The following is an 11,116-nucleotide window of genomic DNA, read 5'->3' as shown; positions in this document are numbered from 1 at the left end:
TCCCGCTACAAGCGGCGCCCGTGTCGCTGCGCCTTCGTAACAAGCTGAAAACCCTCGCCGAAGAGGGCCGCGCCGGGTTCGTGCCGTTTTTCTCGGTCGGGGATCCGGACCTGGAGACCAGTCGCGACGCGATCCTCGCGGCCGCCGAAAGCGGCGCCGACGTGATCGAGCTCGGAGTGCCTTTTTCCGACCCGATTGCCGACGGAACGGTGGTCCAGGAATCGAGCCAGCGCGCGCTGGCCGCCGGCTCTTCGCTTCCGCGCGTGCTCGAGATGGTCGGGTGGCTGCGTGCGCGCACCGACGTTCCGTTCGTGCTGTTCGGCTACTACAATCCGTATTTCCGTTACGGCGAGCAGGCTTTCGCGCGCGATGCGCGCGCATCCGGCGCCGATGCGGTGCTCGTCACCGATCTTCCTCCCGAAGAGGCGGCGCCGATGGTCGAGGCGTGTCGCGCCAACGATCTTGCCAACATCTTCCTGCTCGCGCCGACGAGCACGCCGGCGCGAATGCAAGCGGTCGCGGAGATGGCAAGCGGCTTCGTGTACATGGTTTCGGTGACCGGAGTCACGGGTGCGCGCTCCAATGCGCCCGCGGGGATCGAGAGTCTCGTCGCGAGCGCGAGAAAGATCACGGGCCTTCCGATCGGCGTCGGCTTCGGCATCTCGACGCCGGCCCAGGCCGGCGAGGTTGCGCGCTACGCCGACCTCGTCGTGGTCGGCTCGGCGCTGGTGCGCCACATGTTCGACGCAGGCCGCAGCGGCGCCGTCGCAGCGGTGCGTGAATTCGTCACCGATCTTCGCCGCGGCATCGACGCGGTCCGTCGCTGAAAGCGGTGGCCCGCGGCTATCAGGAAATCCTCGCAGCGCTTTACGCGCTCGAAGCCCGCAAGGGGATGGACTTCCGCCTCGAGCGGCTGACGCCGGTGCTCGATGCGCTCGGGCATCCCGAGCGGACGTTCGCGTGCGTGCATCTTGCCGGCACCAACGGCAAAGGCTCGACGGCCGCGATGATCGAGGCTGCGCTGCGCGCGGGAGGCTACCGCACGGGCCTGTACACTTCGCCGCATCTCGTTTCGTTCCGCGAAAGAATCCGTATCTGCGGAGCGCCGGTATCGCGCGAAGCGGTCGTCGACGGCGTGCAGGTCGTCAGCAATGCCGCATCGCAGTGCAGCGCCGGCCTGACGTTCTTCGAGATCGCGACGCTGGCGGCATTCGTCGAATTCCGCAGCCGCAAAGTGGACATCGCCATTGTCGAAGCGGGGCTCGGGGGACGTCTCGATGCCACCAACGTGGTGCACGGCGACGTCGCCGTGATCACTTCCGTCGGGATCGACCACGCCGAATACCTCGGCAACAGCATCGCGGCGATCGCGGCCGAGAAGGCAGCGATCATCAAGCCCGGCTCGATTGCGATCAGTGGCGCGGTGACGCAAGAAGCGCTCGAGGCGATTTCGCGCCGTGCGACCGAAGTCGGCGCGCGGCATCTTGCTTGGGGCAGGGATTTCGGGCCTTTCGCGCCGCTTGTCGAGGCCCGTCGCGAGCAGGGTCGAGGGCTGGCGGGCGATCACCAGGTCGTCAATGCCGCCGTCGCAGCAGCGGCAGTCGATGCCCTGGCTCCGCGCTTTGCGCTCGAGGCGCAGATTCGCAACCGGGCCATCATCGACGTGCGCTGGCCGGCCCGGCTCGAGGCGGTTCCCCGGCGCAGTGGCAGCGGGCTGCTCATTCTCGATGCGGCGCACAATCCCGAGGCGGCGCGGGCGCTGGCCGCGGCGGTGGAGACGGTTGCGCCGGCGCATCCGCGGGTCCTCGTGTTCGCGGCAATGGCCGACAAGGACTGGAGAGCGATGCTCGAAGCGCTCGCCCCGCATTTCGACCGAATCGTCGCGACGGCGCCGCCGATGCCGAGGGCGGAGAGGCCGCAGCGCTTCCTCGAGGTGGCACCCGACGCCATCGTCGAGGAGAGCCCCAGCCGCGCCCTCGAGGTCGCCGAGGAGCTGGCTTCTGTGCACGGCAGCATCGTCGTGACGGGTTCCATCTTCCTGCTTGGAACCCTATACAGGGCGGCGGGTGGAACCCTGCTCGAACAGGATCTCGAGGACTGAGGGCCTCCGCCGCTGCGGGTCCCACCTGCGGGCGCAGGCGCTCGTCGCCGCAGTCCTGGCCCTGGCGTTTCCGCAGCTCGCTGCGGCCCAGCGCAGCGGAATCGCGCCGAGCACGGGCGGGACCTTCTACGAGCCGTACAACGCGACTCCTCACCAGACCGAGATCAAGTCGACCAAGATCAAGACGAGCGATACGGCGCCGTGCAACGCCGAGCCTGCCGACGAGCAGGCGTCGCCTTCTGCACCGGCCACGACCGAAGTGGTCACGCCCGGCGGCACGACGAGCTCCGCAGCGGGAGCGACGCCGCCCGGGACCGCTGCTGCGCCGGGCACTGCCGCTGCACCGGGCACCGCAACCGCGCCGGCCGCCGCGGCTGCACCCGCTCCGCCGCCGCCCGGTTCCTCCGGCAAGAGCCCGATCACCGTCGAAGCCGATTCCCTGGAGATCGAGAAGGAGGGAATCAAGGTCCACGCCTCCGGCAACGTCGAGGTGGAGTGGGACACGACCAAGCTTCGCGCCGACGATCTCCGCGTCGACCAGCGCGAGCGCCGCGTCGATGCGCGCGGCAAGGTGCGTTACCAGTCCGACGATCTTCGCGCGACCGCCGACGATGCGACTCTCGACGTCGACGAGGAGACCGGCGAGCTGCACAACACCGAGGTGCACCTGCAGTCGCAGGGCGGCCGCTTCGGCGGCACGCGGATGCAGAAGGTCAAAGGCCGCCACGTGCTGCTCGACAATGGCTACTTCACGACCTGCGGTGTCGACCAGGGCCACGAGCCGGACTGGGAGCTTCAAGGCAAACAGCTCGACCTTCACCTCGATGGCTACGCGTACATGACCGGCGCCCGGCTGGACGTACGCGGCGTGCCGATACTGTACCTTCCGTACGTCGTCTTCCCGACCAAGGAGACGCGTCAGTCCGGCCTGCTGCCATTTTCGATCGGCAGCTCGAGCAATCGCGGCTTCCTGTTCTCGCTTCCGGCTTTCTGGGCCATCGACAAGCACGAAGACCTTACGATGACCGCGGTCGTCGAGACTTCTGCCCGGCTCGGCCTGGACGGCGTGTATCGCTACGCGCCTTCGAAAAGGCGGTGGGGCGAGATCCACGCGGCGTTCTACAACGAATCGGTGCGCGGCCAGCCGAGTCCCGACTCTCCGGCGATCGGCGTTCCCGACAATCGCGGCCTCGTCGAGATGACCCACCGCGAGTTCGGCGACTCCTGGACAGGGTACACCGACGTCCAGTGGGTCGGCGACGAACGCTTCCTGCGCGAAATCGCACCGCTGGAGGGCGATGCCGCCGAACGCGACACGCGCCGCTCCCAGCGCTACACGATGTCGCGAGCGGGCCTGGTCGGCCAGAGCGGATTCACGAGCGCGGGCGTCGAGGCGGTCGCCTACCAGGACCTGATCGGGGAACAGATCAGCGACGGCAACTCGACGACGTCCGATCCGGTCGTCCGCGACACGCAGCAGAAGCCGTTCAACGCGTGGCTGCAGACGGACCGCAACATCGGTCCGGTGGCGGTCGGGGTCGATTCGAGCGTCGCTTCTTTCCTCCGCGACAAGGGCGCCAGCGGCGAGAGGCTCGATTTCTCGACGACCGCGGCGCTGCCGCTGCTCAGCAGCGGCCCCGTGCTGTCGCGCGCGTGGATGAATGGGCGCGGGACGGCCTACGCGATGAACCAGCGCGACGTGCTGAACCAGGACGAGCAGTTCGTCGAGCAGCTCGACACGTTCCCGCTGCGGGGCATCTTCCAGACCGGCGTCGACATCCGCACCAAGCTCGCGCGCGACTACCATTTCGACTCTCCCGGAAAGTGGAGCGGGCTCTATCATTCCGTGGAGCCCTTCGCGGGGGTACGCTACACAAACCTCAACACGCTCGACAGTTCCGCAAGTCCGACGTGCCGTGCTTCGGGAGGAGTCTGCGACGTCCCGCTCTTCGACCGCCTCGACGCGATCGACGGGCGCGACGTGGCCACTTACGGCGTCGAGCAGCGCTTCCTGCTGCGGCGAGCGCCCGGCCAGACGGATTCGGGGAAAGGACCCTTCGAATTTGCGCGGCTGTCGTTGTCGAACACCTACAACATCACGCAGAACGTGGTGGACGACCACTTCTCGGACATCGATCTGGCGGCATTCGTCCAGCCGGTGCAGGGCTTCGCGGTTCGCACGCTGACCTCGTACAACGTGGGGGCGAGCGAGATCCGCGGCGCCAACGCGTCGATTTCGTGGGAGACCGGCCCGATCGGACCCATCCTGCGCGGGCCTTCGTCGCAGATCGCGGCCGCTTACCGTTACGTGCGCAACGATCCGACGTCGACGATCCCGCCGACGCCGACAACTTCCACCACCGCACCAAGCGTGCAATCTACCGAGATGCTCGCCCGTCTCGCGTTCACGCGGAACATCGCGCTCGGACTGCGCGGTCTCTACGACATCGACGGCCACACGTTCATCGAGAAGGCCGTGGGTCTGACGTTCACGTCGTCGTGCAACTGCTGGACAGTGGGACTCGGCGTGGTCCAGCGTGTCAATCCGGCTGTGGCGACGAGCAACGACCAGAGGAACCCGCAGGAGCTGCAGGTGCGGCTGGCGTTCGAACTGACCGGTCTCGGCGGTTTCGGCAGCGGCGTCACGCAGCGCAGCTCGCCGGCGCTCGACAGCGTCGAATACGACGACATCGGTTTCTGGAGAGCCGGCTGGTGAAGCGCCTGCTGGTCGCCAATCGCGGCGAGATTGCGGTGCGCATCTTGAGGGCGGCTTCCGCGCACGGCTGCGAAACGGTCGCCGTGCATTCGACCGATGATGCACGCTGCCTGCATGTCGCGCGCGCGGACCGCGCGATCGCGCTCGGCGCCGGCGGGCCGCGAGCGTATCTCGACATCGAGCGGCTCGTCGCCGTCGCGGCCGAAGCGGGCTGCGACAGCGTGCACCCCGGATACGGTTTCCTCAGCGAGAACGCCGCGTTCGCAGCGCGACTGGCCGAGGCGGGGATCACGTTCGTCGGCCCGACGCCTGCGCAGCTCGAGCTGTTCGGGCACAAGGCAAGGGCGCGGGACCTTGCCTCCGACTGCGGCGTCCCCGTTCTCGACGCCGCCTGCGAGGCGGTCGACGTCGACGCCGCGACGGCGTTCTTCTCGGCGCTGCCGCCTGGCGCCGCGATGCTCGTCAAGGCCATCGCCGGGGGCGGCGGCCGCGGCATGCGCGTCGTGCGCGAAAAAGGTGCCGTTGCCGAGGCGATCGAGCGTTGCCGCTCGGAGGCGGCTTCTGCCTTCGGGATCGGCGACGTCTACGTCGAGCGCGTGCTGCCTCGCGCCCGCCACATCGAAGTGCAGGTGATCGGCGACGGCAGGTCGGTGATCGCGCTCGGTGACAGGGAATGCAGCCTGCAGCGGCGCCACCAGAAGCTCGTCGAGCTGGCGCCGAGTCCAAACCTGGGCGAAGCGCTGCGCGAGCGCATCATCGCCGCCGCACTGCGCATGGCTGAGGCTTCGGGTTATCGCAGCCTCGGCACTTTCGAATTCCTCGTCGATTCGGAATCTCCCGAAACGTTCTTTTTCATCGAGGCCAACGCGAGGCTCCAGGTCGAGCATACGGTGACCGAAGCCGTTACCGGGCTGGATCTCGTGCGCCTGCAACTCGAGCTCGCCGATGGCGCCAGCCTCGAGTCTCTCGGATTGGCAGCGGGGCGCAGGCCGCCGTCACGAGGCAGCGCGATCCAGCTTCGCGTCAACATGGAGCGCATCGGGCGCGACGGCTCGGTGCGGCCCTGCGCCGGAACGATCTCGGTGTTCGAGCCGCCGACGGGACAGGGCGTGCGTGTCGATACGTTCGGTTATTCCGGCTACGCCACTTCCACGGCATTCGACTCCCTGCTGGCCAAGCTCGTCGTGCAGGTTCCATCGACGGACCCGCGTGAGCTTGCCAGGGCGGCGCGAGCGCGTCTGGCGGAGCTGCGCATCGAGGGCGTCGAGACCAACGCCGCGTTTCTTTCGGCGTTGCTGTCGCGTGGCGATGTCGAGAACGGGCGGGCGACGACGACGCTGGTCGATGAGCACATCGCCGAGATCGTCGCCGCCGCCGACGCGATTTCGCGCGCGGCATTCTTCGCAAGGCCGTTGGAGCCGTCGGCGCAGCCGAAAGCGGGCGGTATCGGCGCGCGCGTCGATTCGGTGGATCCGCTGGCGGTCGTGCGGCACGGAAAGGCAGCGTCCATTGTTGCCGCTGCCGGCGTTGTTCAGGTGGAGGAAGCGCGTGTCGCGGTCTCTGCGGCCGTCGATGCGCCGGCCGGCACCTTTGCCGTGAGGGCTCCGCTGCAGGGGACGGTGGTCAGTGTATCGGTCGCCGACGGAGACTGCGTTGCGACCGGAGCGGCGCTGCTCGTGATGGAAGCGATGAAAATGGAGCATGTCGTCGCTGCTCCGGCCTCCGGTGTCTGCCGCGGTCTTGCCGTCGATATCGGCGATACGGTCGGGGAGGGACAGGCGCTCGTGTTCCTCGAGGAGGCCGAAGTGGATGCCGCCGGCGACGCGGATGCGGCACAAGCCGATCCGGATTTCATTCGCCCTGACCTGGCGGAGTCGATCCAGCGACATCGCTACGGCTACGACTCCGAGCGCCCCGATGCCGTTGCGCGCCGCGAAGCGACCGGCCAGCGCACCGCGCGCGAAAACATCGACGAGCTTTGCGACCACGGCTCGTTTACCGAGTTCGGCGCTCTCGTGATCGCGGCGCAGCGCCGCCGCCGCAGCGTGGACGACCTCGTGCGCCGCACGCCGGCCGACGGCCTGGTGTGCGGTCTCGGCCGCATCAACGGCGATGTCTTCGGCCCCGATCGCTCGCGCGCCGTCGTCATGTCCTACGACTACACGGTGCTGGCCGGCACCCAGGGCCTGCAGAACCACCGCAAGAAGGACCGCATGTTCGAGATCGCGCTCGAGCAGAGGCTTCCGGTCGTGATCTTCACCGAGGGCGGCGGCGGAAGGCCGGGCGACACCGACGGATCCGGCGTCGCCGGACTGGATTGCCGCGCGTTCGCGCTTTTCGGAAAGCTCTCGGGCCTGGCCCCGCTCGTCGGCGTGAACTCGGGTCGCTGTTTTGCCGGCAACGCTGCGCTGCTCGGATGCTGCGACGTCGTGATCGCGACGGCGAACTCGAGCATCGGCATGGGCGGCCCGGCAATGATCGAAGGCGGCGGGCTCGGCGTTTTTCATCCCGACGAAGTGGGACCGATGTCGGTGCAGGCTCGCAACGGCGTCGTCGACATCGCGGTTGCCAATGAAGCCGAAGCGGTCGAAGCGGCGAAGAAATACCTTTCGTACTTCCAGGGCGCCGTCGACGACTGGACGATGGCCGACCAGCGGCTGCTGCGCAGTGCGATCCCCGAGAACCGCCTGAGAATCTACGACGTTCGCCACGTGATCGAGACGCTGGTCGACGACAGGTCGCTGCTCGAGCTGCGCGGCGGCTTCGGCTCGGGAATGATCACCGCGCTGGCAAGGATCGAGGGAAGGCCCATCGGAATTCTCGCGAACAATCCTTCGCATCTGGCCGGCGCGATCGATCCGGACGGCGCCGACAAGGCCGCCCGCTTCATGCAGCTCTGCGATGCGCACGACCTGCCGCTGCTGTTCCTGTGCGACACGCCCGGCATCATGGTCGGACCCGAGATCGAAAAGCGCGCGATGGTTCGCCACGCCTCGAGGATGTTCGTCGTCGGCGCCAGCCTCACGATTCCGTTCTTCACGATCGTGCTGCGCAAGGGCTACGGACTCGGGGCCCAGGCAATGGCGGGCGGCAGCTTTCACGCGCCGATCTTCACGGTGGCGTGGCCTACCGGCGAGTTTGGGGGAATGGGCCTCGAAGGTGCGGTCAAGCTCGGCTTTCAGAAAGAGCTCCAGGCGGTGGCCGATCCTCAGGAACGGCGCAAGCTCTTCGACGAGATGGTCGCGCGCATGTACGAAATCGGCAAGGCGGTCAGCATGGCCTCCGCGTTCGAGATCGACGACGTGATCGATCCTGCGGACTCGCGCCACTGGATCATGACGGCCCTTCGCTCGGCTCCGCCGGCTGCGCCCCGCACGGGAAAGAAACGCCCGTGCATCGACACCTGGTAAGGTTTCGCGCCGACGGGTGGCGGGTCGCGAGGGTCTGGCAGGCCGCGCGAGTCCGGCGCGAGTCCGGCGCGAGTCCGGAGGAAAAGTGTGCCTCGTCCCCGGGCGCGAACGGGGTCACACGGCCGCTGGCGCTGGAAAGCGCAGCCCGCCTGCCGTTAGACTCAAGAGGTGTCGACGCGTAGCGAACGCAAGAAAGCCGACGGCTTCGCATCCGACTGCACTGCCGTGCTCGGAACGCAGCTGGTGGCCGTGCTGCTTCACGGCGATGCCGCGCTGGACGACGCCTTGCGAGCTGCGCGGGGCACGCTGCTCGAGACGCTCCTCATCGTCGAGTCGGTCACCGTGCCCACCCTCGACGACGTCGCCGGCGTCTGGAAACGCTGGAAGCGAAGCGGCCTGGCTGCCCCCCTGGTACTCGATCGCGACTACCTGGCAACCTCCTGCGATGTTTTTCCCCTCGAGGTGCTCGCGCTGATGGACACCCACTTGCTGGTGCGCGGAGAAGCCGATCCGCTGGCAGGCCTGGTGGTCGATCGCGCCAATCTTCGCCTCGAAGTGGAGCAGCAGCTGAAGGGAAAACTCCTTCATCTTCGCCAGGCCTACCTCGAAGCCGTTGGAAGCCGCCGTCGCATTCGTGCGCTGATGATCGCGAGCAGCACCGGCTTCGAAATCATCATGCGAGGTCTGCTGCTGCTGGCCGACGCCGAGCGCGACGCCGCGCATCGCATCACCCACGAGGTCGACCGGCTTTTCGGCACCCGCAGTGAGACGTTCCGCAGGGTGCAGGCGGCGCGCCGGGGCGTCCGCCTCCCGCTTGCCGACGTCGATGCGGTGTTCGCGAGCTACCTCGACGAGCTCGGCGCGCTGGCACGGCTGGTCGACGGGATCCCGGCGCAATGAAGATCCGGCGCGCGCGCCCGCTGGCCGGGGCTCTCGCTCTCGCGCTCGGTGTGATTGCCGGCACGCAGGCCCTCGGTGTCGCAACGGCGCGAGCGGCCGTTGCCGAGCTCGAGCAATCCGGGCAGGCGCCTTCTCCGGCGGCGGTTCCGTATGCACCCGTCGCACCTGCCGCGCCCGCGCCATCGCAACATCGCAGCGGCGCGATCCCTGCGCTTACCGGTCCGGTCGTCGACGACGCAGGAATCCTGGATGCCGGCACGCGGCACGATCTCGAGCGTCTCGCGATGCAGGTCAAAGGCAGCAAAGGCGCGGAGATCGTCGTGCTCACGGTTCGCACCACGGCACCTCTCGACGAGTTCAGCTACGGCATGAAGGTCACTTCCGCGTGGAAGCTCGGAAGCGCCGAGAAAGACGATGGCCTTCTGTTCCTCATCGCCGTCGACGATCACCATGCCCGCTTCTTTACCGGGTACGGGCTCGAAGGTGTGCTGCCCGACGGGCGCCTCGGCGAGATTCTCGACCGCTTCGTCGTCCCGCGTTTTCGCGCCGGCGACTATCCCGGCGGCATCCGCGCGGGCATGGGCGAGATCGCGAGGGTTCTCGAGACCGAGTACGACGGCCAGGGCGCGCCGTCGGTGCGGCGCCAGCGAGCGCGCGACGTCGGTCCTCCGCTGATTTTCTGGATCTTCGTGGTGTTCCTGCTGCTGCGCATTTTTCTCGGCAGTCGGCGCGGCTTCTACGGACCGGTGTTCTGGGGCGGCGGTTTCGGCGGGCCGATGTCGGGCGGCTTCGGTGGAGGATTCGGCGGCGGAGGTGGTGGCGGATTCGGAGGCGGGGGCGGAGGCTTTGGAGGCGGCGGCGCGGGCCGCAGCTGGTAGACTCGGCGAACAGGAGTGCAGGACGATGAAGCGACGCGCGATGCTCCAATCCATGATGGTTGCCCTGGTGACATTGACCAGTGCGCTGGCGCTGCCGGGCTGCGGCTATAACTCGCTGGTGCAGACGAGCGAGGCGGTCGATTCGGCCTGGGGCGAGATCCAGAACCAGCTTCAGCGTCGCAACGACCTGATCCCGAACCTGGTGGCCACGGTCAAGGGCTTCGCGCAGCAGGAAAAGGAAGTATTGACCAAGGTCACCGACGCGAGGAGCCGCGTGGCAGGGGCGGGCACGCCGACCGAGACGATGGCGGCATCCAACGAGCTGACCGGCGCGTTGTCGCGCCTTCTCGTCGTCGCCGAGAACTACCCGCAGCTCAAGTCCGACCAGAATTTCCTTCACCTGCAGGACGAGCTGGCCGGCACCGAGAATCGCCTTGCCGTCGCGCGCATGCGCTACAACGAGGCGGTGCAGGCGTACGACACGACGCTGAAGAGTTTCCCGACCAACCTCGTCGCGAAAATGACGGGCTTCGGGTCCAAGCCCTATTTCGAAGCGCCGGAGTCGGCCAAAGCGGTGCCCGAGGTGAAATTCTGATGCGAAGCGCCGCGGTCGTCGTTGTCGCGGCATTCGTTCTCGTTGCAGGCGTCGGGCCTGCCGCGGCACAGTCGAAGCCCCTCGAGATGGACTGCACCAGCGGGGCCTATCTGGAGCAGGGTTCGATCGAAGTGAAGCTGGACGGCGGCACGCTCCACTTCATCCAGCACGCCCCCGCGTCCGATTTTCTCGACCCGAAGGTCGACCATGCGCGAGCGCCGTCGGAGAAGGAGTGGAAAGACCTGCGCCGCACGCTCGATGCCGTCGATTTCTGGAACTGGAAGACCAACTACGAAATTCCCGACGCCGTCGCCGGGCGCTACTGGTCGGTCACCGTGCGATACGCCGACCGTTCGGCATCGGTGCACGGGCGCAACGCATGGCCTGGCGACGAGGACCCCGCGACCGTGTCGAAGACGCCGACGAAGCGCTACGAACGGCTGCGAGCGACGATCCAGGCGCTGGTAGGGTCCGGATACCCGTTCCAGTAGGCCGCCGGGCGCTGCCGCGCGGCAT

At 67.7% G+C, this 11,116-nt stretch carries 8 protein-coding genes; all 8 read left to right on the top strand.

The genetic code is table 11. The annotated features are described in order from the left end of the window. The first annotated feature begins 20 nt into the window (after nucleotides 1–20). The 8 genes from trpA (at nucleotide 21) to VGK20_00735 (ending at nucleotide 11,091) form a co-directional block, all read left to right on the top strand. Nucleotides 21–827 carry a tryptophan synthase subunit alpha gene (gene trpA, locus VGK20_00770; GenBank protein HEY2772558.1) on the top strand — a complete coding sequence of 269 codons (807 nt, stop codon included), beginning with the start codon at nucleotides 21–23 and terminating at the stop codon, nucleotides 825–827. A 5-nt stretch (nucleotides 828–832) separates the two neighbouring features. After that, a complete protein-coding gene (locus VGK20_00765; GenBank protein HEY2772557.1) occupies nucleotides 833–2,101 on the top strand; it encodes a Mur ligase family protein in 1,269 nt (422 codons plus the stop codon). After that, nucleotides 2,067–4,817, top strand: coding sequence for an LPS assembly protein LptD (gene lptD, locus VGK20_00760; GenBank protein HEY2772556.1), 2,751 nt, complete (start codon nucleotides 2,067–2,069; stop codon nucleotides 4,815–4,817). Before VGK20_00765 ends, lptD begins: the two co-directional genes overlap by 35 nt. Further along, a complete protein-coding gene (locus tag VGK20_00755) occupies nucleotides 4,814–8,227 on the top strand; it encodes a carboxyl transferase domain-containing protein (GenBank protein HEY2772555.1) in 3,414 nt (1,137 codons plus the stop codon). The genes lptD and VGK20_00755 overlap by 4 nt, the downstream gene beginning before the upstream one ends. Nucleotides 8,228–8,395: 168 nt before the next feature. Beyond that, nucleotides 8,396–9,127, top strand: coding sequence for a hypothetical protein (locus VGK20_00750; protein HEY2772554.1), 732 nt, complete (start codon nucleotides 8,396–8,398; stop codon nucleotides 9,125–9,127). Next, nucleotides 9,124–10,005, top strand: coding sequence for a TPM domain-containing protein (locus VGK20_00745; GenBank protein ID HEY2772553.1), 882 nt, complete (start codon nucleotides 9,124–9,126; stop codon nucleotides 10,003–10,005). Before VGK20_00750 ends, VGK20_00745 begins: the two co-directional genes overlap by 4 nt. 25 nt (nucleotides 10,006–10,030) lie before the next feature. Continuing rightward, nucleotides 10,031–10,600 carry a LemA family protein gene (locus VGK20_00740; protein HEY2772552.1) on the top strand — a complete coding sequence of 190 codons (570 nt, stop codon included), beginning with the start codon at nucleotides 10,031–10,033 and terminating at the stop codon, nucleotides 10,598–10,600. After that, nucleotides 10,600–11,091, top strand: a complete 492-nt coding sequence (locus tag VGK20_00735) for a hypothetical protein (protein ID HEY2772551.1) — start codon at nucleotides 10,600–10,602, stop codon at nucleotides 11,089–11,091. Before VGK20_00740 ends, VGK20_00735 begins: the two co-directional genes overlap by 1 nt. Nucleotides 11,092–11,116 lie beyond the last annotated feature (25 nt).

Source organism: Candidatus Binatia bacterium (assembly GCA_036493895.1).
Classification (GTDB): domain Bacteria; phylum Desulfobacterota; class Binatia; order UBA1149; family CAITLU01; genus DATNBU01.
This window is presented reverse-complemented; position numbering and strand designations above follow the sequence as displayed.